This is a genomic window from Candidatus Paceibacterota bacterium (assembly GCA_028697015.1).
Taxonomy (GTDB): domain Bacteria; phylum Patescibacteriota; class Minisyncoccia; order Minisyncoccales; family GWA2-38-27; genus JAQVFW01.
Map to the genome: position 1 here is coordinate 16,507 of JAQVFW010000005.1, position 25,604 is coordinate 42,110.

The following is a 25,604-nucleotide window of genomic DNA, read 5'->3' on the forward strand; positions in this document are numbered from 1 at the left end:
TTAAATTTAAGAATGTCTAAAATTAAAATAGTTTATGGAACTTGCGGGGGAAATACGGAGTTGGTTTGCTTGAAAGTGGCTGAAATTTTATCAAAGAAACACGATGTAGAATTAAAAAAGGCAAAACTTACTGAACCTGAAAAAATAGGGCAGTATGATTTATTAATACTGGCAAGCCCGACTTACGGACATGGGCAATTGGAGGAATATTTCAGAATTTTTCTTAAAAAATTAACAGGAGAAAACTTAAAAGGAAAAAACACCGCTGCTATAGGACTGGGAGATTTAAAATATGACAATGATTACCATTTGGAATCTGGAAAAATAATAATGGATTTTTTTAAAAAAAAGGAGGCGAATATAATTTGCAGCCCTTTGCTAGTTTCAAAATCGCCTTTACCTTTTTTAGATAAGCATGTTTCAGATTGGGCAGAAAAATTATCAAATTTAATATGAATAGATTACGCATAAAAGTGGCAGGTCAAAGCGGTTCGGGTCTTCTTAGTGTTGGTGAAATCTTAATAAACTCTTTCAAGGAACTTGGATATAATGTGGTTGCAGATAGAGAATATCCATCCCTTATCAAAGGAGGCTATTCTTGTTTTTCAATAAACGTAAGCGATAAAGAAATTAAAGGGCTTTCAAACAAAGCGGATATTATGCTTTCTATAGATAAAGAAAGCATGGAGGCCTATTTTGACACCCTTGAAAAAGGAGGGATACTTGTTCATGGATACGAAAGATTATTTGGAATAAAGGATTTGATTGAAAAGGCAAAAAAGAGGGATATAAAAGTTGTTCATCAAATGGTAAGAAGCATTGCTAAAGAAAAGGGAGCAAGCATACTGATGACCAATGTTATTTTAACCGGAATATTTTGGAAAACATTGGGATTGGATTATAACGTCTTGAAAAAATCAGTTGAAAATAAATTTAAAAGCAAGCCGGAACTTTTAGAAATTAATTTGCGCTGTTTAAGAGCCGGTTATGAATCTGTAGATAAAATAATAAGTATTGAAGATTTTAAAATAAAGTTATTAAAAAATAAAGAAAAAAAGATTGTCATAAACGGAAACAAAGCCCTGGCTCTTGGAGCAGTTCATGCCGGATGCAGATTTTACATTGCTTATCCGATGAGCCCTTCAAGCAGTATTTTAACCTATTTTTCCGAAATGTCCGAAAAAACAGGAGTAATGGTAAAACAGGGAGAAGATGAAATTACTGTCGCAAATATGGCTCTTGGAGCGATGTTTATGGGAACAAGAGCTCTTTTTGCAACTTCAGGAGGAGGATACGATCTTATGACCGAAACCGTTTCCTTGGCCGGAATGATAGAAAACCCTCTTGTGGGAATAATAGCCCAAAGGCCTGGGCCAGCAACAGGTCTTCCTACATGGACATTGCAGGCGGATTTAAACTTGGCAATATATTCTTCTCACGGGGAATTTCCAAAAGTCGTAATATCAATAAGCGATCCAGAAGATGCTTTTGATCTAATACAGCACGCTTTTAATATTTCGGAAAAGTACCAGATTGTCGTTCTTGTTTTGACGGAAAAAAACATTTGTGAGAGCGAAATGACAATATCTCCTTTTAAACAGGGGAAAATCTCAATTGAAAGAGGGCTTGTTAAAGAAGGAGATCTTCAAAACTTGAAAAATATTGACAGGTTTAGAATAACAAAAAACGGCTTATCCAAAAGGTGGATTCCGGGATCAACTGACAAGGCCTATTATTTTGCAAACGGAGACGAGCATGATGAGGACGGCTCTTTGACTGAAGACGGAGAAAAGTGTGCCTCTATGTATGAAAAGCGAATGAGAAAGATGGATTTAGTTTCAAAGGCATTACCGGAGCCGGAAATTTACGGAGTAAAAAAGGGAGCGGATATTTCTTTTGTCGGTTGGGGAAGCAGTAAAAATATAATGAGAGATGTCATTGCGATTTACAAGAATAAAGGAATAAAAGTGAATTATCTTCATTTTTCTTATCTTTTTCCTTTAAAGACAAAAGTTTTGGAAAGATTTTTTAACGAAAATTCATCAGTTAATTTAATAGAAGGAAATTACCAAGGGCAATTGGGAAAAATGATAGAAGCAGAAGTAAAAAAGAAATTTGCAGGCAAGCTTTTAAAATACAATGGAAGGCCTTTTTTCCTTGAAGATTTGGAAAAATTCATAAATAAAAGAACATGAGAGATAAAAAAGATCTTCATAAATTATCAAAATTAAGTGGCGATTACTTAAAGTACGAAACAAACAAGGTTTTAACTTGGTGCGGTAATTGCGGAAATTACGGAATTCAAAATGCATTAAAAAGAGCGCTGGTTCTTGAGGGGTATAAAAAAGAAGATTTTTTAATGTGCTTTGATATTGGATGCAACGGGAATGGTTCTGATAAAATAGAAGGATATACTCTTCACGGCTTGCATGGAAGAGTTCTTCCTGTCGCATCTGGCTGCGCATTAGCTAATCCAAAAATGAAAGTAATAGCTTCGGCAGGGGACGGGGGCACATTTAGCGAAGGAATAAATCATCTTGTTTGTGCAATAAGAAACGATTATCCCGTCCTTTTTATCCATCACAATAATGAGAATTACGGTCTTACCGTTGGACAGGCCTCGTCTTTAACAAGATGCGGAGCAATCATGAATGGTACTCCGAAAGAAGTTACGATAGACCCTATAAATTCTTTGGATTTTGTTTTATCTCTTAATCCTTCTTTTGTAGCAAGAAGCTTTTCCGGAGAAATAGGCCATATTACGGAGATGTTTCGTTTAGCCCTAAAACACAAAGGATTTGCTTATGTTGAAATTCTTCAAAGTTGTCCAACTTATAATAAAATGACTCCCGACATTTGGTATGCAAAAAGGATAAAAATGATAGAAGATAAAAAGGACTATGATAAAAGCGATATTTGGCAGGCAAGACGTATTGTTAGGGATATGGAAAATGAAATTTGGCTGGGACTTTTATATGAAAATAAAAAGAAAAGTAATTTTTTTGAAACTTATCCTTTTAGGAAAGGAGTTAAAACTGCTCTTGTTGAAGAAGTAAGGCATAAGGATATAAGCCAATTTATGCAATGAATAAAATTGCGATTATATCAGACACTCATAATAATTATGCTATTGCCAAAAAAATTGTAGAAATCCTTAAAAGTGAAAAAATCAATTTTATTATCCATTGCGGAGATATAGGGGAGCCGGACTATTTAAAAGAAGCATTTAAAGGATTTAAGGTAAGAGCCGTTTTGGGCAATATGGATGAAGGCTACGGTTCTATCAAAGAGTATCAAAAACCGCCTGAAATTATAGTTTGTGAAAAGACAAAAGAAGAGGAAATAAACGGAAAGAAAATTGCTTTCAATCATTTTCCAAAAGAAGCGAAGGAATTGGCGAAAACAGGAAAATACGATTTTGTTTTTTACGGGCATACCCATAAGCCGTGGGAAGAGAAAGTTGGAAGCTGCATTCTTTTAAATCCGGGAAACGCGACAGGAACTTTTTACAAAGCCACCTTTGCTATTTACGATTTTAAAAGCGGTCTTTTCACTTTAAAAATACTTTAATTTTTGTTTTTAAAATTTTCAAACTCTTTTCAAGGGATTTTTTTTATGCTATGGTGTAGTACAATAAAAGAAAGGAATGACAAAAAAAAGAATAAAATCAATATTAGGACTGATTCTGCTTTTCGGCCTTTTGGCAGGGATAATAGCTTACCCTTCTCCGGTAAATAAGGGAATTTCTTTTTTAAATGAAAAAACGGGGCTTGACCTTCCTTCTTTTTGGAATATTTCTTTTAAGCTGGGGCTTGACCTTCAGGGAGGAACGCATCTGGTTTACGAAGCTGATACCTCTGGAATTTCTTCAGAAGAGAAAAACTCGATTATGCAGGGCTTGCGGGATATTATAGAAAGAAGGGTTAATCTTTTTGGAGTCCAGGAGCCGGTAGTCCAAGTTCAGGAAAGCGGAGAACATACGCGCCTCATTGTAGAGCTTGCCGGAATAAAAGATCCTTCAGAGGCGATAAGAATGATAGGGGAGACGCCTTTTTTGGAATTTAGAGAAGAAAGAGAAGAAGAAGATAGGGAAAAAATTCTTGATGCAATGGAAAGATTTGAACAAAAAGAAGACAAAGATCTTCTTCAGTTTGAAGATTGGGCTCTTCTTTTTGAAGATCCTTATTTTCAGCCGACCTTGCTTACGGGAAAATATTTAAAGAAAGCTGACCTTGATTTTGATCAAGTGACCTATAGGCCTATTGTTGGGCTTCAATTTAACGATGAAGGAAAAGATCTTTTTAAAGAAATAACTTCAAATAATATAGGCAAGCAAGTGGCCATATATATAGACAATGTTCTTCTTTCGGCTCCTGTCGTTCAAGAAACAATTTCAGAAGGGAGGGCCCAAATTACGGGCGATTTTACGATTGAATGGGCAAGAGAACTTGTAAGAGGACTAAATGCAGGAGCGCTGCCTGTTCCAATCATTCTTATTTCCCAGCAATCTGTCGGTCCGACTCTCGGAGCTATATCTTTAAATCAAAGCTTGTATGCGGCGGTTTACGGATTTTTGGCAATTATTGTTTTTATGATTATTTTTTACAGATTTTCAGGGCTTTTAGCTTCTTTTGCCCTTTTGATTTATATTGCAGTTTTTCTTTCTATTGTAAAAATTATCCCAATAACCTTGACTTTAGCGGGAATTGGAGGATTGATTTTATCAATTGGAATGGCCGTTGATGCAAATATTTTAATATTTTCAAGAACCAAAGAAGAATTAAAAGGAGGAGAAAATCTTGATAGCGCTCTTGAACAAGGATTCAAAAGAAGCTGGCCGTCGGTTAGGGATGGAAATATTACTACCTTCATAGTAGCTATGATTTTATTTTTCTTTGGCACCAGCTTTATAAAAGGATTCGCCCTTACTCTTTCTGTTGGAATACTGCTTAGCATGGTTTCTGCTTTTTTTGTTACAAAAAATTTAATGCTTTTTTTCTCTTTTACAAGTTTGAAAAAATGGAAAAGAATTTGGCTTTAATATGATAATAAAATACCGCGCAATTTACATTCTTTTTTCTTCAATTGCCATAATAGCAAGCGTTGTTATTCTTTTTATTTTTGGAATAAAGCCGGGAATTGATTTTACGGGGGGAAGCATTCTTGAGGTTGAATATAAAGAAGAAAGGCCAGCAAATGCTCAAATTTCTGAAAAATTAAAAGAGCTTAATCTTGGCAATACCGTAATTCAAATGGCGGGAGAAAAAGAGGTCCTGATTAGAATGGGAGATATTAATGAAGAAACGCACCAGGAGATATTATCTCTTTTAAGAGAAGAATCTGAAGTTGAAGAAAAAAGATTTGAATCAATAGGGCCTGTTATAGGAAAAGAGCTTAAGGATAAGACCAAAATTGTTGTTATCTTATCCTTACTATCGATGATTGCATATATTGCTATAGCTTTTAATAAAATTAAAAAACCAATCAGTTCATGGATTTACGGGATTATCAGCGTTTTTGCTCTTTTCCATGATTCTCTTATTCCTCTTGCTGTTTTTTCTGTTCTTGGATATCTATATGGCGTTGAAATTTCAATACCGGTTATAACGGCATTTTTGGCCGTGTTGGGATATTCTATAAACAACACGGTTGTAGTTTTTGACAGAGTAAGAGAGAATTTAATAAGGCAAAAAGGAACTTTTGAAGAAGTTGTCACAGAGAGCATAAAACAGACCTTTGTAAGACAGATAAATACGTCTCTTACAACTCTGTTTGTGGCATTTTCAATTTTCTTTTTTGGAGGAGAAACATTGAAGTATTTTTCATTGGTTTTGATACTTGGAATTTTCGCCGGGACATATTCTTCAATATTTTTAGTTGGCCCTCTTCTTGTCTTCTGGAAGGGATTGACATTGCGCTCCAAAAATGTTTAAATTATATATTAGGTTCGTTTTATCTAGCAGGTTTATGTCAGCTTAATTAAGGATAAATAATGGATTATTCAAAAAGAGTTTCAATCATTCTTAAAAAGATACCGTCCCGGGGCAAAGAAGTAATAGGGCGGAGATTTGGGCTTTCTAAAAACGGCAGAAGAGAGACCCTTGAAGCGATTGGAGAGAGTTATAATATTACAAGAGAAAGAGTAAGACAGATAGAAAGAGAAGGAATTTCTTTGGTTAAAAAACAGGAGATAGGAGATATTTTCAGCCAATTTGAAAAAGCTATTACTACTTTTGGAGGAATTAAAAAAGAAGACCTCCTTATTTCTTTTTTGGGAAAAGGGGGATTTTATAACGAAATATTTTTCTTTTTGTCGCTCAATGATAATTTAAAGAGAAATTTGGAAAATAAATTTTCCTATTCTTTTTGGTCTGTAAAAAAAACGGAATCTGAAAATCATTTGAAGTTTATAAACAAGGCCATTGAGTATCTCAAAAAAACGAAAGAGCCTCTTTTTATAGAAGAGCTTTATAACAATTTGAATATTAAAAATATAACTCTTCCGGTTTTTCAGTCATATATCGAAGTATCAAAGCAGATACAAAAAAACCACAAAGGAAAAATAGGGTTAAAGGACTGGGTGGAAATTAATCCTCGGGGAATAAAAGACAAGGCCTATTTGGTTTTGAAAGAAGCCGAAAAACCGCTTCATTTTAGTGAAGTTGCCACTCTTATTAAAAATTCTTCTTTCTTTTCTTCTCCAAGCATCCATACGGCAACGGTGCATAACGAGCTTATTAAAAATGAAAAATTTGTTCTCGTGGGCAGGGGACTTTACGCCCTTAAAGAATGGGGATATGAGCCGGGAGTTGTAAAAGAAATTATTACAAAAGTTTTAAATGTTGCAAAAAGCCCCTTAAGCAAAGAAGAAATTTTAGAGGAAGTTCTCAAAAAAAGAATGGTTAAAAGGCATACGGTTCTTTTGAATCTTCAGGATAAAAACAGATTCCAGAAAGACAATCAGGGAAGATATATAATAAAAGAAGCATAGAGATTCGTATTTTATTTTTAGAACGTTAATTGTTTTTACGTAATGGTTGAACAATATTTGGAATTTTTAAATAATCTTGCTCCCTGGCTTATTCCTGGCGCTAAAGCGGTTTTTTCCCATAAAATAACAATTGGAGTTTGGAGTTTTATCAAATCATGGTGGTGGATACCACTTCCTTATTTTCTATGGAAGTGGTTTCTCTTTTTTTGGGGATGGTGGAGAACTTTGCATATATGGGTTCCCGGGCAAAAGCCGATTGTTTTGGATATAAAGATTCCGGCTTCCGGCGTAAAGCCGATAAGGGCGATGGAAATTGTCATGTCAGAGCTCTATCAGGCAATTTACAGGCCTCCGGATACTTGGGAAAAATGGATAGAGGGGCAGACCCAGCTTTCTTATTCTTTTGAAGTTGTTTCAATCGAGGGAGAGATTCACTTTATAATAAGATTAAGGGGAAGACAGATGAGAAATGCAATAGAATCGGTGATTTTTTCCCAATATCCCGATGCTGAAATTGCCGAAATTGACGACTATGTAAAAAATATACCTTCGGATATTCCCAACAACGAATGGGATCTTTGGGGTTCAAATTATGTTTTGGCAAGGCCAAGCCCTTATCCGATAAGGACATATGATTTTTTTGAAACGGAAAAAGAGCCCACTGAAGAAAAAATAATAGACCCGATGTCTTCTTTGCTTGAAGCGATGGCAAAAATCGGCAAAGGAGAACAGCTGTGGTTGCAAATAATTGCAAAGCCGATAAGCGAAAGAGATTTTCCAAATATGAAGTACTGGTCCGAGATTAAAGAAATAAAAGAAGAATTATCCAGAAGGAAAAAGATTACTCCTCCTTCCCGTCCGATAATTTTGGAAGTTATCGATTTTCTTCTTACGGGAAAAATGCCGGGAGTTAAAAAAGAAGAAGAAAAAGAAATTGTTCCTCCTGAAATGAAGCTTACTCCGGGTGAAAGAGACATTCTTGCCGCTGTTGAAAAAAAAGAATCAAAGCTTTCTTTTAAAACAGTTATTCGTTTTATTTATCTTGGAAAAAAGGATTTTTTCTTCAAACCGCATGGAAGAATAATTTTCAGCTATTTTGCTTCTTTTTCTTCTCCTACGGGAAATTCTCTTGTTCCCAAGGGCCAGCCGATAATGACTAAAATAAAAAAGAGCTGGTTTTTGCCTATTAATCTTTTTGCAAAAAGAAGGCTTTATTTAAGAAAAAGAAAGCTTTTCCGCTTTTATAAATGGAGAGAAGACCCTTTTTATCCGAGAGCGACCGAAGAGGGGACTTTTGTTCTCAGTACGGAAGAACTTGCTACGATATTCCACTTTCCGGCGAAAGGAACAACTCTTGCTCCTCTTGTTCCTAAAACGGATATGAAAAAAGGCGAAGCTCCTTCTTCTCTTCCATGGGAATAAAAAATGCCTTTCTGTCTTTGCAATTTGTCCTTAGCCCTGATATAATAATGGTGGTTTTTAATTTTTAATCAAAAAGGATGGGAGATATAAATTTATTCGGAGAAACTACATACAGAAATACCAAAAGGAGATTTGGGATAAAGCTTGACGATAGAAGGCGCCATATGTATGTGATTGGAAAAACAGGAATGGGAAAAACAGCCATGCTTCAAAATATGGCTGTTCAGGATATTAGAGAAGGAAGAGGAATAGGATTTGTAGACCCCCATGGAGAAGCGGCCGAAGAATTATTAGATCATATTCCCAAAAGCAGAATAAACGATGTTATTTATTTTAACCCTGCGGATTTGAATTATCCGATTGCTTTTAATGTTATGGAAAGAGTCAGTGTCGAGTATAGGCATCTTGTTGCAAGCGGTCTTATGGGTGTTTTTAAGAAAATATGGCCAGATGTATGGTCGGCGAGAATGGAATATATTTTGAATAATACTATTCTTGCTCTTCTTGAATATCCGGGGGCAACGCTTCTTGGAGTAAACAGAATGTTTTCGGATGCCGAATTCAGAAAGAAAGTCGTATCAAGTGTTACGGATGTTGTCGTTAAGGCCTTCTGGGTCAAGGAATATGCAAGCTATGCTCAGAAATACGAAACGGAAGCGACGGCGGCGATACAAAATAAAGTAGGACAATTCATATCAGCTCCTCTTATCAGAAATATAATAGGTCAGGTAAAATCTACTATTGATATGAGAAAAATAATGGATGAGAGGAAGATTTTAATACTTAACCTTTCAAAAGGAAGGATAGGAGAGGATAATTCCACCCTTCTTGGAGCCCTTCTTATAACCAAAATACAGCTTGCTGCAATGTCGAGAGTAGATATACCGGAAAAAGACAGAGAGGACTTTTTTCTTTATGTTGATGAGTTTCAGAACTTTGCCACCGAGTCATTTGCAACTATTCTTTCGGAGGCAAGAAAATACCGCCTTTCCCTTATACTAGGCCATCAGTATATCGCTCAAATGCAAGAAGAAGTAAGGGATGCTGTTTTTGGTAACGTCGGAACTCTTGTTTCTTTCAGAGTCGGGGCCGAAGACGCGGAATTTTTGGAAAAAGAATTTATGCCGGAATTTCTGGCAAATGATATTGTCAATTTGACGAAATATAATATATACTTAAAGCTGATGATTGACGGGATGGCTGGAAGGGCTTTTTCGGCCAAAACGCTTCCGCCGCCTATTGCGCTTGAGGATTCAAACAGGGAGAAAATAATCAAAGTTTCAAGAGAAAGGTATGGCGTTTCGAAAGAAAAGGTGGAGCAGAATATAATTGATTGGTGGAACCTTTCGGAAGAAAACTTTTCTTCGGAAGCTTCCCAGTCCGTTTTATACGACGCCAAGTGTTCTTCTTGCGGAAAAGACACAAAAGTTATTTTTCCTCCTGATAAATCAAAGCCGATTTATTGCAAAAAATGCTTGAAAAAGAAAAAAGAAGGCGCTTTGCCTTTAAAAAAAGAAACAGCATTACCTGTTTTAGAAAAAGAAGAGAATTTAGTTCTTCTTAAGAAGAAAGATGATATTTTAAAAAAGAAAGGCAAACAGGTTGACATTGATAAGTTAAGGGAACTTTTAAAAGAGACATTAAATAAAGAAGAGAAAGATAAATAATTTATTGTTTTTAAAAATAAATAAACTTTAAAACTATGATAAAGAACCTTGAAGATTTTCAATTAAAAAGCAAAAGAGTTATTGTCAGGTGCGATTTTAACGTTCCCATTGATGAAAAAGGGAATATCAGCGACAATTACAGAATTAGAAAATCTTTGCCGACAATTGATTATCTTATCAAGGAAAAAGCCAAAGTCATTATTTTAACTCATTTTGGCGATTTTGAAGAAAAAGCGGGACTTTCTCCTGTCCAAAAAGAACTGTCAAATCTTCTTAAAAAAGAAATTAAAAAAACGAATGATTGCGTGGGAAAAGAAGTGGAAAAGGAAATAGAAGCAATGAAAGAAGGGGACGTTATTCTTCTTGAAAATGTAAGAAAACACAAAGAAGAAAAAGAAAATGATTTGAAGTTTGCAAAAGAACTGTCTAAATTGGGAGATATTTTTATTAACGACGCTTTTGCTTCTTCTCACAGGAATCATGCTTCTATTGTCGGAATAACCAACTATCTTCCTTCGGGTGCAGGATTTTTACTGAAAAAAGAATTGGCGGTTTTGTCAAAAATTATGGATAATCCATGGAGGCCTTTTGGTGCTATAATCGGAGGAGTAAAATTTTCAACAAGGATTAATTTAATAAAGAACCTTATAAACAAAGCGGATCATATTCTTTTTGGAGGAGAAATAGCCAATAATATTTTAATGGCCAAAGGAATATGCGTTAATAAAACATGGGAAGGAGATAAAGACAGCACATCTGAAATAAGGAAGATTGATATTACTTCTCCAAAAATTCATCTTCCCATTGATGTTGTGGTTTCCGGAGACAAGAAAGGAGAAAGTTACGTAAGAAGTACCGGTCCTGGGGTTGTCAAAAAAGAAGAATTTTTGCTTGATATAGGCCCGGAGACAATAAGGGTTTTTTCCGATGTTTTAAAGGATATGAAAACAATTATTTGGGCAGGCCCTCTTGGACTGTTTGAAGAGCCGCTTTTTGAAAAAGGAACAAGAGAAATCGGAGAAAGAATAGCCAGAAATCACAGGGCCTACAAAGTAGCCGGAGGAGGGGATACTGTTTTTTCTATTTTTAAATTTAACCTTGAGAGGGGATTTGACCATATATCAACGGGAGGAGGAGCGATGCTTAGTTTTCTTTCCGGAGATAAGCTTCCAGGGATAGAGGCGCTTGAAAAAAATGGAGATAAAAAATCTTAAAAAAGCGGCCAAGAGAATTCTCAAAGCGGCAAAAGAGAAGGAGAAATTTCTTCTTTTTAGCGATTCAGATCTTGACGGTGTTGTTTGCGCTATTTTAATGGAAGAAACCATTAAGAACATAAACGGAGAGATAGCAACTATTTATTTTCCCGACAGAGAGAAAGAAGGATATGGAATAAGCGAAAAGGCTCTTTTAAATCTAAAAAAATACGCTCCCGCTCTTTTTATAGCGACCGATCTTGGCATAGGCAATGTGAAAGAAGTTAAAATTGCCAAAAAGCTCGGTTTTGACGTTATAATAATCGATCATCATGAGATACTTGATAAAGTTCCTTCGCCCTCGATTGCCGTTGACCCAAAACAGGAAAAAGACAATTATCCTTTTAAGAATTTTTCCGCCAGCGGTCTTGTTTTTAAACTTTCAAAAGAAATATTAAAAGAGAAAATGGGCGAGGCCCTAAAAAAAAGCTTTCTGGAGCTTTCCGCTATTGCGACTATTGCCGATATGATGCCTATAAAGGAAGATAATAAAGAGATTGTTTCAGAAGGCCTTTGTTCAATTGAAAATACATGGAGGCCGGGATTAAAAGTTTTGCTTGAAATAGAAAATTCCGATTCTTTAAATCTAATGCAAAGGATTTCCAGAATAAATTCTTTGTTAAATATCAGGGATTTGGAAAGCAAAATTCCCCTGGCTTACAGAATTCTTGTTTCAAAAGGAGAAAGTGAGGCCTATGCCCTTGCAAAAGATTTAATAGCCCGCAATATTCAAAAAAAGAGGGAAATTGAAAAAATAAAGGAGGAAGTTGAGCGGCGCGTTGCCTTAAAGGATGAATCTGTTATTTTCGAAGGAGATGAAAATTGGGACTTGATTCTGCTTGGCAATGTTGCCGGATCTTTGTCTCAAAAATATCAAAAGCCGGTATTTCTTTATAAAAGAAAAAAAGATGAAAGCCAGGGAGCAATAAGAGCTCCTTTGGGATATAACGTGGTGGAAGCAATGAAATCCTGCAATAATTTGTTTATTACTTACGGAGGTCATCCTCAAGCAGCTGGGTTTCGCCTTAGAAGTGAAAATATTGAAAGGTTTAAAGATCATCTACTTAATTATTTTAAAAAATAATGAAAAAAATTATCATATATACCGATGGCGCTTCAAGAGGGAATCCTGGAAAAGGAAGTGCGGGTTTTCTTTTTTGCAATGAAAAGGGTCAGGTTATTAAAAAGTATTCCCAGTATTTAGGAGATAAAATAACAAATAATGAAGCGGAATATACCGCTCTTATCCTTGCCTTAAAGAAATTCAAGGCTGTTTTTGGTAAACAACTTGCAAAAACTGCCGAGGTGGAGGTGAAAAGCGATTCGGAGCTTATGGTAAAACAGCTTTGCGGGGAATATAAAATAATAGAGCCAAATATCCAGCAGCTTTTTCTGGAGATCTGGAATTTAAGAATTGATTTTGGAAGAATGAAATTCAAGCTTATTCCTCGAGAAAAAAACAAAGAGGCGGATAAGCTCGCAAACGAGGCGCTTGATACTCAAAGCCAAGGATTTCTTGTTTAATTTTAAAAACGCTCTTTTTAGAGCGCTTTTAAAACTTTGGCAAGCCAGTAAGCCGAATTCTGTTCTCTTCTTAAAAAGAAGATAAACGGCCATTTATCTGGCCCCTCAATTGCTTTCGGGGTCAAGCGAACTACTTTTTTTCTGCGTAAAACGCAGAATTTGTTCTTGCGCCCGGGTAAGCATTTAGCCGTTTCACCCCTTTGATTACCCAAAGGGCTTATCCCAAGAAACTTGGGATACCTTTGTTTTTTCAAACAAAAGGCGTCTCTGTTCGCAGCTCTCGCGTTGCCGCGTGCGGGAGTTACCCGCTACCTTTCTCCTTGTTAAAAACAAGGGGGCGTTCGGACTTTCCTCTCCGGTTTTCAAAAAATGAAAACAAGAGCGGCCGTTCGACTTGCCGAAGTTTTGATATTATACCAAAAATATTCATTGTTTGTCAAATTCTATTTGACTGGATTTTTTGTTTTTCGTATAATTAAAAAAGCAGTTTTTTATACGTAAGAATAAAAATATAGCTAAAAATTATGAAAAATTTTGAAAACCCGCCGGAGAAGAAAGATTCTCGGGAAAATAGTCCCGGTTTTGTTGTTCCTGAGAGTTTTGGAGAGAAAAGAACTTCCGAGGAAGTCGAAGAGATGAGAAAAATAAGGGAGGATTTAGATAGAAAAAAAAGTATTAGGGAGAGAAAAAAAGCAGGGGAAATACTTACTTCTAGTGAACTTGCTTCTTTGGATTTGAAAGAAGAAAAAAAGGAAACGGGAGAAGGCCCAGAAGTTTTAGGTAAGGAAGAGAAAGATAATGATAAGCAAAAAGATACATATAAAGAACCTGTTTTAGAGGGTGATTTAAAAGAAAAACTGCAAGAAACTCCAAAAATCATAGTTTTTGAACAAATCGGGGAAAAAAGAACAAAAGATGAAGTTGAAAAATATCAAAAGACAAGAGAGGCGTTAGAGAAAAAAGAAGATTTAAGAAGAAGAAAAAGAGAGGGGGAAATACTTACTTCTAGTGAACTTGCTTCTTTGGATTTGAAAGAAGAAAAAAAGGAAGAAGGGGAAATAAGCAAAGAGCTTTTGGAATTTGCTAAAGAATTGAATGATATTGGCAAAGAATACAGAGATGCTGATAAGCCAAAAGAAATGACAAAAGAAAGGGAAATTTTTAGAGAAAAGGCGCTTTATGAAAAAGGAGCATTTGTTTTAATAGAAAAAATAACAGGAGAGGAGAGAAAAGACATTACAAAAGAGGTAAATGAAAAAAGAAATAAGGATCTCAGGGAGAAAGAATCACAGGGAAAGATAAAAAAAGTATGGAAGCAAGGGGAAGAAAAAGAATTTATAGAAGCAAATAGAAAAAAGGAAGCAGAAAAACAAGAAAGAGAAATCAGAAAAGTTTTATTTAAAGATTATTTTGGACAGGATAAGGAAGGGGATGTTGATGAATTTTTTGCCGAAAAAACTAAAGAATTAGCGGAGCTTGCAATGAGGTCTAAAAATGAAAAATTAACTCCAGAAGAAGTGGAGGTTCTTTTAATTTCGGGAAAGCACACCATAAAAGGACTTGAAGAATTAGAAGAAAAGAAAAAAGGACTTTTAGCCGGAGTTGGAAGATTTTTCGGAACGGAATCTTCTCTTAAAAAAGACGTAGAGGAAGCAAAGGAACTGATAAGAAAAAGAGATGAAGAAATAGAGGGCAAAATGAAAGAAAAATGGAATAAACTATTTGCTCGCGCAGTTTCAGAACGCGAACAAATTGTGGAAGGAGAAGTTCTAAAAAGAGCAGACAGAGCCGGGGTTGAGCCGGAAGAAATGATAAAAGAAGGAATTGAAAGAAAATCCAAAAAAGAACAGCAAAAAAAGGAAAAGAATAAAGAGGAAGAAATAATAGATATACCGAAAGATGCGATTGTAGAAAGTAAAGAAGACATGGAAAAGAAAGTTAATCTGGAAAGAAAAGAGAATATTAGAGAGATTATATCGGAAATATGGGAAAACGGCCCTTTTGATGAAGACCAGAAAGATTTTTACCAAGAAGAATTTCTTCATGACGAAAAGCTTTTGAATTGGAATATTTCAGAAGAAGAAAGGGAAGGTTATATGAAAAAATGGAATATTGGAAACGGAGATGATTTTTTCAAAGTTCTGCAAGAAGAATCAAAGGGTAAAATAAAAGGGGAAGAAGAGGAGTTTGAAGAAAGATTTTACGCTCTTCTTTCTAAAGGATACAGGCCCGATAAAATTAGAACAACCGGATTATTTTGGCAGAAAATGGAAATAACGGATATGCAAGGGAATAGGGGAAGCTTGCCACTTGATAAAGAAAATGATTTTTTGAATCATTTGGTTGAGGAATTTAAAGAGGGTAATATTGAAATTATAAAGAGGAGAGATAAAGACAAAGAAGAAGAAAAGAAAGATAGTAGCCAAGCGGAAAAAGAAGAGCCAAAGAAAAAAGAAGATGATTCTGAGACAAAAAATCCCCAAAGACCTCCTTTAGAAAAAGAAGAAGAAAAAGTAGAAGAAGAACAAAAAAAGGAGGTTAATGTAGAAGAAGAAGTTAAAAAACTGGAAGAAAAATATCAGAAGGAATTTGAAAACTGCAAAAGTCTTGATGAAATTTATATAAAGATAGAAAACCTTTTTAAAGAAGGTTCTAAAAAAGCTGTTGATAAAATAAAAGAACTGATGCACGAATCTACTTATGCTTATTATAATATGGATGCAAATGGTCTTGTAATGATGATAAAAGATGTAAAAGAAGCTAAAGAGGAAAATAAAAAAGAGAATGAAGATATATTATTGAGTTATGATATATCCGATATTCCGACATGGGCAGGATTAAGGAAAAAAGTGGAGGAATTATTATAATTTTTTAACTTAAATCCTATGCCAAAGATAAGTAAGAAAAAAGAGGGCCATCCTCTTTTTTCATTTTTAAATATATGTTATAAAAAGGAAGAGACGGCTAAATAATCTATTTTGCCGCAGTAGTTCTTTGAATTTTATCATTTTTAACTGTAAAGGAGGGCTTTATGAATACCATTCTTATTTGTCTTTCTATTTCTTTTTCTGCTTTTAACGGAGAGGAAACTCTTTTTGAAAAGGAAATCCAAGTTTTAATTGAAAAAATGGGGGATGATGATTTTGAAATAAGAGACAAAGCGTACAATGATCTCATTCTTTTAATTAAAAAAGATGACGGGTATCTTTTATTTCCACTTCTTGAAAAGGCTATAAAAAACAAAGATCCGGAAATTTCTTACCGAGCCGGAATGGTCTTGAAAAAATATTACTATATATTGCCGAAAAATTATCCTTACATACCTTGGATTGATATGCTTGATGACGATACTCCAAATAAAAAGGAAATCGTCAAAAAATATCTGGATATGGCTCCAAATAATATTGAACATTCCTCTTCTGTGGCATTCCGTTATTTTAATTACCGCATTGCCACTATGTTTTATTGCGTTGACCTTCTTAAAAGCGGAATGAAACGTTCAAAAGTACAGGAAATTTTAAACGAAATGGCCGAAAAAGAGAAAGAATGGTGGAAAAATAATAGAGGTAGAAATTAGAAAAGGATTCTTTTCACAGTTATACAGGGCGGGAAATTTCCCGCCTTTTTTTAAAAATTGTATTTTTCTTTAAAAAATACTATATTGAAATAGAAAATGCTTAAGAAAATTTACAACAGCAAAACAAAGACAATCACTTTCACCGCTGCTCTTCTTGCTTTGTCGGGAATATTAAGCCGTGTTTTGGGTCTTTTAAGAGACCGTCTTTTGGCTGGCAATTTTGGAGCAGGACAGCAGCTGGATATATATTTTGCCGCTTTCAGAATTCCTGATTTTGTCTATGGTATACTTATTGCCGGAGGAGTGGGAGCGGCCTTTTTGCCTGTTTTTTCAAAGTACTTCAAAGAAGAAGATGAAAAGTGGTCCAAAGAATCTCTTGAACTTGTGAATAATGTCCTTAATTGTTTTTTTCTTATCCTTATTGCCGTTTGTTCTATTATTGCCTTATTTGCTCCTTTTTTTGTTTCTCTTGTAATTCCTGGATTTGAAGGCGAAAGCAGAAAGCTTACGATAGACCTTACAAGGATTATGCTTTTCTCTCCTATTCTTTTTGGCCTTTCAGGAATCTTTTCGGGAGTATTGCATTATTTTAACAGATTTTTTGCTTATTCTCTTGCTCCTATTCTTTATAACCTGGGAATTATTTTTGGAATTGTTTTTCTAGTTCCTATTTTTGGAATTTTCGGGCTTGCTTACGGAGTTATTCTTGGAGCTTTTTTTCATTTAATTGTTCAAGTGCCGGCTGCATTTTCATCAGGGTATAGGTATATTCCGGTTTTTAATTTTAATTTCCCCGGGCTTAGAAAGATATTTTTTCTGATGATTCCAAGAATGGCGGCAGTTGCTGTTTCTCATATAAACTTGATAGTTATTACTGCCATTGCTTCAACTCTTGCTGTAGGGAGCATTGCTGTTTTTAATTTTTCAAATAATCTTCACTATTTTCCCGTTGGAATAATCGGTTTTTCTTTTGCTATTTCTTCTTTTCCTACATTTTCCAAATTCTGGGCGAATGGCCAAAAGGCAGAATTTTTCAAGAACCTTTCCTCTTCAGTAAGACAGATTCTTTTTCTTATAGTCCCGGCTTCTTTTTTAATGTTTTTATTAAGGGCTCAGATAGTTAGGGTTGTTCTTGGAACAGGGCAGTTTGGATGGCTGGAGACCCGTCTTACCGTAGCGTCTTTGGGAATTTTTTGCCTTGGTATTTTTGCAAGCGGTCTTGTCCCTCTTCTTAGCAAGGCCTTTTTTGCTCTTCATGATACAAAGACCCCCTTGATTATTGGTTTTTTTTCAGTTATTTCCAACATATCTTTTTCTTTATTTTTCGTCTTCCTTCTTAACGGAAGCAATTTTTTCAGTTTTTTTATGAGAGATATTTTAAAACTTTACGGCATTGAAAATATAGAAGTGATAGGGCTTCCTTTGGCTCTTTCTATATCCGCTGTCTTCCAGTTTTTTTTACTTTTTTTCTTTCTCTATAAAAAGATAGGGGATTTTGGAATGAAAGAAATATATGATTCTCTTATGAGAATAATGTTCGGGTGTATTTTCATGTCAGTTACAGTGTATTATTCTCTTTGGTTTTTAAGCAGTTATGTTGATATGAGAACATTTTTTGGAGTTATGTCCCAAGCCCTTATTTCGGGAGCATTGGGAGGAGTTGTTTATCTTTCCATTCTTGTTATTATAAACGCCCCTGAAATTAAAAGTATTAAAAGAATGCTTTACTTAAAATGATTAAAAACTTTGTTATCATAAGCCACATAGATCATGGAAAATCCACTTTGGCGGACAGGTTTTTGGAAATAACGGGAACTGTTTCTTCAAAAGAAATGAAGCCCCAGTTATTGGATTCAATGGATATTGAGAGAGAAAGAGGGATAACCATAAAAATGCAGCCGGTAAGAATGGATTATGTTTTTAATTCAACTCCGTATATATTGAATTTAATAGATACTCCCGGACATGTTGATTTTTCTTATGAAGTTTCAAGAGCTCTTGCCGCCGTTGAAGGAGCTGTTCTTCTTGTTGACGCTTCAAAAGGAATTCAGGCCCAAACCATTGCCAATCTTGACCTTGCTAAAAAACAAGGTCTTGTTATTATCCCCGTTGTAAACAAAATAGACCTTTCTTTTGCAAGGGTTGAAGAGACCGTCAAGGAGCTTGCTGATTTGCTTTCTATTGAAAGAGATCAGGTGATTAAAATATCGGCCAAAAGCGGACTCAATGTTGATTTGGTATTAAAAGCCATTATCGAAAAAGTTCCTTCTCCGAAAGAAGAAAAAGAAGAAGATTTTCAGGCCTTGATTTTTGATTCTGACTATGATTCCTATAAAGGAGTTATTGCCTATGTCAGGGTCAACAGCGGAAGTATTTCTTCAAAAGAAAGCATTGAATTTGCTGCCGAAGGATTTAAAACCGAAGTGAAAGAAGTTGGTTATTTTCTTCCCAAGGCAACTGTAAAAAAAGAGATTAAAAGCGGAGAAGTTGGATATATCGCCACGGGGGTAAAAGAACCGGGAAAAGTGAAAGTGGGAGATACGATAATAAAATCAAAAAGTACTGCAAAGCCCTTGCCCGGATACAAAGAGCCCCAACCGGTTGTCTTTGCCAGTTTTTATCCTGAAAAAGCGGATGATTTTAATTTATTAAAAGATGCTCTTGGCAAGCTAAGGTTGAGCGATCCGGCTTTGATTTTCGAGCCGGAGAGCAGGGAGGCGCTAGGCAGGGGATTTCGCTGCGGTTTTCTTGGGACCCTTCATATTGAAATTGTTTCAGAACGGCTTAAAAGGGAATTTGGATTAAATTTGGTAATTTCCACTCCTTCTGTTGTTTATAAAATAAAAAATAAAAGAAAAGAAGAAGAATTGATTTATTCTGCAAGCGATTGGCCGGATCAATCGGAAATTTTGGAAACTTTTGAACCGTGGGTTTCTCTTGAAATTGTTCTGCCTTCTGAGTATTACGGAGCTCTTATGGATGTTTTGCAAAACATCCAAGGTAATTATGTCGATACGAAGTATTTAGGCCAAGAGAGAATGATTCTCTTTTATGAAGCTCCTCTTTCTGAAATTATAGTCGGATTTTACGATAAAGTTAAAAGCTCTACCAAGGGATATGCGTCAGTAAGTTATAACTTAATAGGATTTAGAGAAGGAGACCTTGTTAAGATGGAGGTTTTTATAGCAGGGAACAAGGAAGAGGCATTTTCTAAGATTGTTTCAAAAGAAAAGATTTTCAGCGAAGGAAAATCATTGGTTTTGAAATTAAAACAATTTTTGCCTTCCCAGCAGTTTGCTGTTGCTCTTCAGGTTTACCTTCACGGCAAGGTTATTGCAAGAGAAACGATAAGCGCAAGGAGAAAAGACGTTACAGGAGATTTATACGGAGGAGATTACAGCAGGAAGAGAAAGCTTTTGGAAAAGCAGAAAAAAGGCAAAAAAGCCCTTAAAGAAAAAGGGAGGGTTAAGATTCCCTCCAAAGTTTTTCTTGATGTGTATCGCGGTTAGGATTTAAAAAAAGGCGACAAAGGAAGTCAAAATCATGCTTAGAGCTATAAGGAAGACCAGAACAACCCAAACCGTCTTTACAAATTTGTTGTTTTTCATAAATTATGAGTTTTTAAAAATATGATAAAAAAGAAAAATAGAGACAGATTTTCTCTTAAGAATTTCTTTATTTCAATAATACTCTTTTTTGTCTTTTTGGCAATAACCTTTTCTTTAGTTGTTGCGAATATTAAAATAAAGCAAAGGAGGGCTGAGATTATTTCAAGGACTGAAATTGCAAAAAAAGAACTGGAAGCTCTTAGAGAATTAACGAAAATGCTGGAAACTGAGATAACAACAATTGATGATGATGAATATTTGGAACTTGTGGCAAGAGAGAGATTAGGATTGAAGCTTGAAGGAGAAGAAGTTGTTTTTATAGCAAGAGAAAAAGAGGAAACAGATAATATGGAAAATGAAGAAGAAAAAAAAGAAGAAGAAGGATGGTTTTTGAAAATAAAGGATTTTTGGAATCTTTTCAAATGATATAATGCGGGTATGGTTCAATGGCAGAACGTGTCCTTCCCAAGGATACGATACGGGTTCGATTCCCGTTACCCGCTCATTGATAAAAAAAGATTTAAAGAAAATACCCGCAAGATTTAATTTCTTGCGGGTAATGTTTTTTTGGGATTATCCTAAGACAATCCCTTAAAGGATTAATAAAATCTTTTTTTACGGCAGAAGATTGAAAGTTTCCATCATTTTTCTTATCCTTTCCTGGCTCTCGCAAGAAGGCGGCGTCATTGGAGACCGCCATATTGGATTCAATAAACCCATCATTGCCATTGCAAATTTTACGGGGATGGGATTGGTTTCAATAAACATAATCTGAGAGAGGGGAAAAAGCTTAAGATGAATTTCTTGCGCGCTATTCCATTCTCCTTTTAGGGCTTTATCAACCATTTTTTTGACTTGATTTGGCAAAATATTTGAAACAACGGAAATGACTCCGTGCCCTCCTACGCTCATAAGCGGAAGAGTAAGAGTATCGTCTCCTGAAAGATAAGTAAATTTTTTTCCGCAAAGCAAAATATCCATTGTCATTTGCTCTAAATTGCCGGTTGCTTCCTTGATGCCGACGATATTTTCATGCTCTGATAATTTTGCCATTATTTCCGGCGTGATATTAACGCCGGTTCGTCCGGGAATATTGTAAACAATTAAAGGAAGCCCGATATCGGCAATAGTATTGAAGTGGGAAATAAGGCCGTTTTGAGTCGGCTTGTTGTAATAAGGAGAGACAACCAAACAGCCGTCTGCTCCCGCTTTTTTGGCATGTCTTGTCAGTTCAAGCGCTTCTTTTGTATTATTTGACCCTGTGCCTGCGATAACTGGCACTTTTCCGGCAGCTTGATCAATTACAATTTCAATGGCTTGTTTATGCTCTTTAAAAGTGAGCGTGGGGCTTTCGCCTGTCGTTCCGCAGGGCACCAGGAAATCAATACCCTCTTTAATTTGCCAGTCAACAATATGGCAAAGAGATTTTTTATCCAGCGACAAGTCCGCCTTAAAAGGCGTAACCAGCGCGGTTCCGCATCCGATAAAAGATTTCATTTTAATCCTCCTTTGTTCTTGCCGCTCTTCGGAAACGGCTTGAGTCAAAGAGCTCTTAGGCACAAATCTTTATTGTGCTTGCACCGAAGAGACTTTGCCTCAAAAAAAATACCGCCCGCTTCCGGGTGGTATTTTAATTTTTAATTAATTCAAAACCTTACCGCCAGGAAAACGGGGAAAGTAAGGATTTTTTAGAAAATTCAATTGAATTGATATTCATGTTAGTGCAGAAACATGGTAGTAAAATTTTAAAATTATGTCAAATATCCTTAAGTTATTAAAATCAAATTATTATTTTAAATAATTTTTATAAAACTATGCAAAACTTCAATTTTTTGCTAAATTAATATAAGCTAGTTTTTTTGCCGATGTAGCTCAGTGGTAGAGCAAACGCTTCGTAAGCGTTAGGCCGTCGGTTCAAATCCGACCATCGGCTCTGTATTCTTTTTAAAAAATGTGTTAGAATTTCATAAGAAATTATGGCAGATATTGTTTTAAAAATGAAGGAAGTTAAACAGCGGCTTTACCATTTGGCCGACTGTCTTTGACATTGAAAAGAAAAAAAAGAGATTGCTGGCAATTGAAGAAGAATCTCAGAAAAAGGATTTTTGGGAAGATAGTGAAAGAGCAAAAGAAATAAGCAAAGAAATTGCCGATTTGAAAGAAGAAATTGACCGCTTTGATTTCTTAGAAAAGAAGATTTTGGAAATTGAAGAAGCCATGCCTCTTTTTTCAGACAGGGAAATTGCTCTTGAAGCGGAAGAAAATCTGTCATCTTTAGAAAAAGATTTAGAAGAAGAAGAATTTAAAGCATTTTTGTCGGGAAGATATGATAAAAACAATGCTGTTTTACAAATATATTCCGGGGCCGGGGGAGCGGATGCTCAGGATTGGGCGGCAATGCTTTTTAGAATGTACGAAAGGTATTGCTCTTACAAGGGATGGAAAGCAGTAGTTATCGACCAGTCATTCGGGGAAGGAGTTGGTCAAGATAATAGAATAGGATTAAAATCGGCAACAATTGAGATAAAAGGAAAATATGCCTACGGATTTTTGAAAAAAGAAACGGGAGTTCACCGCTTAGTAAGAATTTCTCCATTTTCGGCAAAAGATCTCAGGCATACTTCTTTTGCCCTTGTCGAGGTCTTGCCGGAAATAGGGACCAAAGATAGAAAAGATTTTGAAATTAAGGATACTGACATCAGAATTGAAACATTGAGGTCTTCGGGCCCGGGAGGGCAGAATGTTAATAAAAGGGAAACGGCGGTTAGAATTATTCATATTCCCACTAATATTTCAGTTTCCTGCCAATCGGAAAGGACTCAAGGATTAAATAAAGAAAAAGCTCTTAATATTCTTTATTCCAAGCTTTTGCAAAAAAGAGAGGAAGAAAGAAAAAAGGAGATGGAAAATCTTAAAGGAAAGCAGGTTTTGGCAGAATGGGGAAATCAGATAAGAAGCTATGTTATTCATCCTTACAAACAAGTTAAAGATTTGCGGACAGGAGTTGAAACAAGCAATGTTGAGGATGTTTTAAATGGAAAAATTGACAAGTTTATTGCTGAAGAAATAAAATTAATATGATATCTTTTGAATCACTAACTAAAATTTATCCGTCGCGTTCTTTAGGAAGTCCTACTGTTGCTCTTGATAACGTTTCTTTCAGGATTAACGGCAAAGAATTTGTTTCCGTTGTTGGAAAGTCGGGAGCTGGAAAAACAACTCTTCTTAAGATGATTTCCGCAGAAGAGGCCCCGACAAGCGGAAAGATATTCTTTGACGATGAGGATGTTAGTAAAATAAAGAAGAACAATCTTTTCACCTTAAGAAGGAGAATAGGAACCATTTTTCAGGATTACAAGCTTCTTTCTTCAAAGACGGCCTATGAGAATGTCGCCTATGTTATGGAAATTATGGGGAAAAAAGACGAAGAGATAGCAAAAGACGTTGGCAGGGTTTTTAATCTTGTCGGGCTTACAAAATGCTCTCATAATTTTCCAAATGAGCTTTCAGGAGGTGAAAAACAGCGCCTTGCCATAGCAAGGGCCCTTATTCATAAGCCGGAGGTTATCTTAGCTGATGAGCCGACAGGAAACCTTGATCCTTACAATACCCTTGAAATTATCCGTCTTTTGGTTAAAATTTATGAGCTTGGGACAACCGTTATTTTAGCTACTCACGATAAAGAGCTTATCAATATATTAAAAAAAAGGGTTATCACTCTTAATGAAGGAAGAGTGGTTAGGGACGAAGAAAGAGGAAGATTCGTGTTATAAATAAATAAAATTTAAAAATGAAATCTTTTTTAAAAAGAGCAGCAAAATCCGCCTACAATTCTTTTATAAGAAACTTAGGTTTGAATTTGGCTACAATGTTTGTAATGTTTTTAGTGATTATAATAATAACTTTTCTTTTCCTTCTTAATCCTGTTTCCCAAGTCCTTATTTCAAACATTGAAGAAAAGATAAGCGTTTCCGTTTATTTTGAAGAAGGAGTAAAGGAAGAGGAAATTTTAACTATAAAAGAAGAAACGGAAAAAGCTATAAATCTTAAAGAAACAGAATACATTTCAAGCGAAAAGGCTCTTGAAAGGTTTATTGAAAGGCATAAGGATAATCCTGTCATAATGGGTTCTTTGGCTGAAATCGGGATGAATCCTTTCCTTGCTTCCCTTAATATTAAGGCGCTTCAAATGGGCCAGTATGAAGAAATCAGCTATTTTTTGGAAAATGCTCCTTTTTCGGGATTAATAAATAAGATTGATTATCAGGAAAGAAGGCCGGTGATTGAAAAGATATTTTCTCTTACTTCAAGCGCTAAAAAAGCCGGATCTTTAACAAGCGTTATTTTAGGAATTATTGCTCTTCTTATTGGCTTTGGAGCGATAAAATCGGCTATTTACAATTCAAAAGAAGAAATATCAATAATGCGCCTTGTTGGAGCGTCAAACTGGTTTATAAAAGCCCCTTTTCTTATTCAGGGAGCGATTATTGGGTTTCTTTCCGCTTTTCTTGCTTTTACTTTAACATTCCTGTTTTCTTTTCTTTTTAACGCTAGGATAGAGGCGTTTGCTCCGGGAGTAAGCATGCTTGCCATATTTACATCCAACATTGGAATGATTATACTTATCCAATTCGGGGCGGGGATAGTTTTGGGAACGGTTTCAAGCTTTGTTGCCGTAAAAAGATATCTTTCTTGATTTAAAAAATTACTTTGCCGGGTGATGCAATGGTAACATGCGAGTTTCTGGCACTCGTCATCTAGGTTCGAATCCTAGCCCGGCAGCAATATTGGGAAGTATTGAGTGATCTAGTCCTTTTTAAAAACATCTTTTTATAAAAGATGTTTTTGTTTTATGTAGATAGATAACTATCTATTAAAATGACGATAACTGCGATTATTTTTGAATAGCTGTGGATAAGTCAGTATTGACAACTGACCAATTGGTCAGTTAAAATATCTTAATATGAAGAAGAAGGTTGTAACAAAAAGACAAAAAGAGGTTTTAAAGATTATCTATGATAGTTTGATTACTGCCGGCTTTCCTCCGTCTTTCAGTGAGTTTAGAGAGAGGTTAAAGATTTCTTCCAATCAAGCTCTTTTAGATATTTTTTCCAGGTTGGAAGAAAATAATTTTATTCGCAGAGAAGAGGGTTCGGCTCGTGGAATTAAAATTCTTCGTAGGGGATACGAGGCAATAAATGTTAGGCCTCTAGCTCCTATAGTTGGTACAACTTCTGCTGGTAGTTTTACTGAAGCAATTGAGGAGGTTGGTGCGTGGCAACCGTTATCAAAAGATGTCGAAACTATTGCTGACAATGTAATGGTTGTTAGGGTTATGGGTGATTCAATGATTAACGCCGGTATAAATGACGGAGATTTAATTTTGATTAAGAGGGATACCAAATTTATATCCGGTGACATAGTTTTAGCTCAAACGTCTGACGGGACTACTGTCAAGCGATACATTTCTCAAGATAAACCTCCGTATAAATTTCTAAAACCCGAGAATCCAAAATATTCAGTTATACCTATTACCAATGAAACTCAATTAATAGGTAAGTT

The 25,604-nt window shown here is 35.5% G+C and carries 22 protein-coding genes, 3 tRNA genes and 1 other RNA gene; 24 read left to right on the top strand and 2 right to left on the bottom strand.

What is annotated here, in order from left to right; genetic code table 11:
- The first annotated feature begins 12 nt into the window (after positions 1 to 12).
- From PHH50_02285 to PHH50_02340, 12 genes are all read left to right on the top strand, one after another.
- Entirely contained in the window at positions 13 to 456 is a 444-nt protein-coding gene (locus PHH50_02285; protein ID MDD3729123.1) for a flavodoxin family protein, read from the top strand.
- Positions 453 to 2,195: a 2-oxoacid:acceptor oxidoreductase subunit alpha gene (locus PHH50_02290; GenBank protein ID MDD3729124.1), complete on the top strand. Its 1,743-nt coding sequence runs from the start codon at positions 453 to 455 to the stop codon at positions 2,193 to 2,195. Before PHH50_02285 ends, PHH50_02290 begins: the two co-directional genes overlap by 4 nt.
- Positions 2,192 to 3,088, top strand: a complete 897-nt coding sequence (locus tag PHH50_02295) for a thiamine pyrophosphate-dependent enzyme (protein ID MDD3729125.1) — start codon at positions 2,192 to 2,194, stop codon at positions 3,086 to 3,088. Before PHH50_02290 ends, PHH50_02295 begins: the two co-directional genes overlap by 4 nt.
- Positions 3,085 to 3,570, top strand: coding sequence for a metallophosphoesterase family protein (locus PHH50_02300; protein MDD3729126.1), 486 nt, complete (start codon positions 3,085 to 3,087; stop codon positions 3,568 to 3,570). Before PHH50_02295 ends, PHH50_02300 begins: the two co-directional genes overlap by 4 nt.
- A 76-nt stretch (positions 3,571 to 3,646) precedes the next feature.
- The gene (gene secD / locus PHH50_02305; GenBank protein MDD3729127.1) at positions 3,647 to 5,041 is read left to right on the top strand and encodes a protein translocase subunit SecD; all 1,395 of its coding nucleotides are present in this window, start codon (positions 3,647 to 3,649) and stop codon (positions 5,039 to 5,041) included.
- A 1-nt stretch (position 5,042) separates the two neighbouring features.
- Entirely contained in the window at positions 5,043 to 5,933 is an 891-nt protein-coding gene (gene secF, locus PHH50_02310) for a protein translocase subunit SecF (protein MDD3729128.1), read from the top strand.
- A 59-nt stretch (positions 5,934 to 5,992) separates the two neighbouring features.
- Complete coding sequence (locus PHH50_02315; protein MDD3729129.1) at positions 5,993 to 6,991, top strand: sigma factor-like helix-turn-helix DNA-binding protein; 999 nt, start codon at positions 5,993 to 5,995, stop codon at positions 6,989 to 6,991.
- Between the two features lie 42 nt (positions 6,992 to 7,033).
- Positions 7,034 to 8,413: a hypothetical protein gene (locus PHH50_02320; protein ID MDD3729130.1), complete on the top strand. Its 1,380-nt coding sequence runs from the start codon at positions 7,034 to 7,036 to the stop codon at positions 8,411 to 8,413.
- Between the two features lie 77 nt (positions 8,414 to 8,490).
- Positions 8,491 to 10,080, top strand: coding sequence for a type IV secretion system DNA-binding domain-containing protein (locus tag PHH50_02325; GenBank protein ID MDD3729131.1), 1,590 nt, complete (start codon positions 8,491 to 8,493; stop codon positions 10,078 to 10,080).
- A gap of 35 nt (positions 10,081 to 10,115) precedes the next feature.
- On the top strand, positions 10,116 to 11,294 hold the full coding sequence (locus PHH50_02330; GenBank protein ID MDD3729132.1) for a phosphoglycerate kinase: 1,179 nt from the start codon (positions 10,116 to 10,118) through the stop codon (positions 11,292 to 11,294).
- The gene (locus tag PHH50_02335; protein MDD3729133.1) at positions 11,275 to 12,417 is read left to right on the top strand and encodes a DHH family phosphoesterase; all 1,143 of its coding nucleotides are present in this window, start codon (positions 11,275 to 11,277) and stop codon (positions 12,415 to 12,417) included. The genes PHH50_02330 and PHH50_02335 overlap by 20 nt, the downstream gene beginning before the upstream one ends.
- On the top strand, positions 12,417 to 12,857 hold the full coding sequence (locus PHH50_02340) for a ribonuclease HI family protein (GenBank protein ID MDD3729134.1): 441 nt from the start codon (positions 12,417 to 12,419) through the stop codon (positions 12,855 to 12,857). Before PHH50_02335 ends, PHH50_02340 begins: the two co-directional genes overlap by 1 nt.
- Before the next feature lie 32 nt (positions 12,858 to 12,889).
- Here the strand turns inward: PHH50_02340 and rnpB are convergent.
- Positions 12,890 to 13,258: RNase P RNA component class A (gene rnpB, locus PHH50_02345), an RNA gene on the bottom strand.
- 123 nt (positions 13,259 to 13,381) lie between these two features.
- Between rnpB and PHH50_02350 the strand changes: the two genes are divergently transcribed.
- The 6 genes from PHH50_02350 to PHH50_02375 all read left to right on the top strand — a co-directional run bounded on the left by PHH50_02350 (position 13,382) and on the right by PHH50_02375 (position 20,545).
- Positions 13,382 to 15,724: a hypothetical protein gene (locus tag PHH50_02350; GenBank protein MDD3729135.1), complete on the top strand. Its 2,343-nt coding sequence runs from the start codon at positions 13,382 to 13,384 to the stop codon at positions 15,722 to 15,724.
- Positions 15,725 to 15,888: 164 nt separating this feature from the next.
- Positions 15,889 to 16,434 carry a hypothetical protein gene (locus tag PHH50_02355; GenBank protein ID MDD3729136.1) on the top strand — a complete coding sequence of 182 codons (546 nt, stop codon included), beginning with the start codon at positions 15,889 to 15,891 and terminating at the stop codon, positions 16,432 to 16,434.
- Between the two features lie 96 nt (positions 16,435 to 16,530).
- Positions 16,531 to 18,171, top strand: a complete 1,641-nt coding sequence (murJ, locus tag PHH50_02360; protein MDD3729137.1) for a murein biosynthesis integral membrane protein MurJ — start codon at positions 16,531 to 16,533, stop codon at positions 18,169 to 18,171.
- Positions 18,168 to 19,943 (top strand): translation elongation factor 4, encoded by a 1,776-nt coding sequence (gene lepA / locus PHH50_02365; GenBank protein ID MDD3729138.1) that lies wholly within the window; start codon positions 18,168 to 18,170, stop codon positions 19,941 to 19,943. The genes murJ and lepA overlap by 4 nt, the downstream gene beginning before the upstream one ends.
- Positions 19,944 to 20,063: 120 nt before the next feature.
- On the top strand, positions 20,064 to 20,468 hold the full coding sequence (locus tag PHH50_02370) for a septum formation initiator family protein (GenBank protein ID MDD3729139.1): 405 nt from the start codon (positions 20,064 to 20,066) through the stop codon (positions 20,466 to 20,468).
- 6 nt (positions 20,469 to 20,474) lie between these two features.
- Positions 20,475 to 20,545: transfer RNA gene (locus PHH50_02375), tRNA-Gly, on the top strand.
- Between the two features lie 112 nt (positions 20,546 to 20,657).
- Here the strand turns inward: PHH50_02375 and dapA are convergent.
- A complete protein-coding gene (gene dapA, locus PHH50_02380; protein ID MDD3729140.1) occupies positions 20,658 to 21,539 on the bottom strand; it encodes a 4-hydroxy-tetrahydrodipicolinate synthase in 882 nt (293 codons plus the stop codon).
- Positions 21,540 to 21,903: 364 nt separating this feature from the next.
- On the opposite strand from dapA, the gene PHH50_02385 reads away from it, so the two are divergent.
- From PHH50_02385 to lexA, 6 genes are all read left to right on the top strand, one after another.
- Positions 21,904 to 21,975 (top strand) — tRNA-Thr (locus tag PHH50_02385).
- Between the two features lie 113 nt (positions 21,976 to 22,088).
- Positions 22,089 to 23,123, top strand: a complete 1,035-nt coding sequence (gene prfB / locus PHH50_02390) for a peptide chain release factor 2 (protein ID MDD3729141.1) — start codon at positions 22,089 to 22,091, stop codon at positions 23,121 to 23,123.
- Positions 23,120 to 23,815, top strand: a complete 696-nt coding sequence (locus PHH50_02395) for an ATP-binding cassette domain-containing protein (GenBank protein MDD3729142.1) — start codon at positions 23,120 to 23,122, stop codon at positions 23,813 to 23,815. The genes prfB and PHH50_02395 overlap by 4 nt, the downstream gene beginning before the upstream one ends.
- Positions 23,816 to 23,832: 17 nt before the next feature.
- Positions 23,833 to 24,738: a permease-like cell division protein FtsX gene (locus PHH50_02400; protein ID MDD3729143.1), complete on the top strand. Its 906-nt coding sequence runs from the start codon at positions 23,833 to 23,835 to the stop codon at positions 24,736 to 24,738.
- A 15-nt stretch (positions 24,739 to 24,753) separates the two neighbouring features.
- Positions 24,754 to 24,824 (top strand) — tRNA-Gln (locus PHH50_02405).
- Between the two features lie 181 nt (positions 24,825 to 25,005).
- Positions 25,006 to 25,604, top strand: a 599-nt coding sequence (gene lexA, locus PHH50_02410; GenBank protein MDD3729144.1) for a transcriptional repressor LexA, incomplete at its 3' end; no start/stop codon positions are given.

Bases quoted from the DNA above. Each gene is read 5' to 3' on its own strand.
- PHH50_02315 (MDD3729129.1), top strand. From the start codon at position 5,993: ATGGATTATTCAAAAAGAGTTTCAATCATTCTTAAAAAGATACCGTCC.
- dapA (MDD3729140.1), bottom strand. From the start codon at position 21,539: ATGAAATCTTTTATCGGATGCGGAACCGCGCTGGTTACGCCTTTTAAG.
- murJ (MDD3729137.1), top strand. From the start codon at position 16,531: ATGCTTAAGAAAATTTACAACAGCAAAACAAAGACAATCACTTTCACC.
- PHH50_02340 (MDD3729134.1), top strand. From the start codon at position 12,417: ATGAAAAAAATTATCATATATACCGATGGCGCTTCAAGAGGGAATCCT.
- PHH50_02325 (MDD3729131.1), top strand. From the start codon at position 8,491: ATGGGAGATATAAATTTATTCGGAGAAACTACATACAGAAATACCAAA.
- secD (MDD3729127.1), top strand. From the start codon at position 3,647: ATGACAAAAAAAAGAATAAAATCAATATTAGGACTGATTCTGCTTTTC.
- PHH50_02355 (MDD3729136.1), top strand. From the start codon at position 15,889: ATGAATACCATTCTTATTTGTCTTTCTATTTCTTTTTCTGCTTTTAAC.
- PHH50_02400 (MDD3729143.1), top strand. From the start codon at position 23,833: ATGAAATCTTTTTTAAAAAGAGCAGCAAAATCCGCCTACAATTCTTTT.
- PHH50_02290 (MDD3729124.1), top strand. From the start codon at position 453: ATGAATAGATTACGCATAAAAGTGGCAGGTCAAAGCGGTTCGGGTCTT.
- PHH50_02395 (MDD3729142.1), top strand. From the start codon at position 23,120: ATGATATCTTTTGAATCACTAACTAAAATTTATCCGTCGCGTTCTTTA.
- secF (MDD3729128.1), top strand. From the start codon at position 5,043: ATGATAATAAAATACCGCGCAATTTACATTCTTTTTTCTTCAATTGCC.
- PHH50_02350 (MDD3729135.1), top strand. From the start codon at position 13,382: ATGAAAAATTTTGAAAACCCGCCGGAGAAGAAAGATTCTCGGGAAAAT.
- PHH50_02330 (MDD3729132.1), top strand. From the start codon at position 10,116: ATGATAAAGAACCTTGAAGATTTTCAATTAAAAAGCAAAAGAGTTATT.
- PHH50_02295 (MDD3729125.1), top strand. From the start codon at position 2,192: ATGAGAGATAAAAAAGATCTTCATAAATTATCAAAATTAAGTGGCGAT.
- PHH50_02285 (MDD3729123.1), top strand. From the start codon at position 13: ATGTCTAAAATTAAAATAGTTTATGGAACTTGCGGGGGAAATACGGAG.
- PHH50_02320 (MDD3729130.1), top strand. From the start codon at position 7,034: ATGGTTGAACAATATTTGGAATTTTTAAATAATCTTGCTCCCTGGCTT.
- PHH50_02335 (MDD3729133.1), top strand. From the start codon at position 11,275: ATGGAGATAAAAAATCTTAAAAAAGCGGCCAAGAGAATTCTCAAAGCG.
- PHH50_02370 (MDD3729139.1), top strand. From the start codon at position 20,064: ATGATAAAAAAGAAAAATAGAGACAGATTTTCTCTTAAGAATTTCTTT.
- PHH50_02300 (MDD3729126.1), top strand. From the start codon at position 3,085: ATGAATAAAATTGCGATTATATCAGACACTCATAATAATTATGCTATT.
- lepA (MDD3729138.1), top strand. From the start codon at position 18,168: ATGATTAAAAACTTTGTTATCATAAGCCACATAGATCATGGAAAATCC.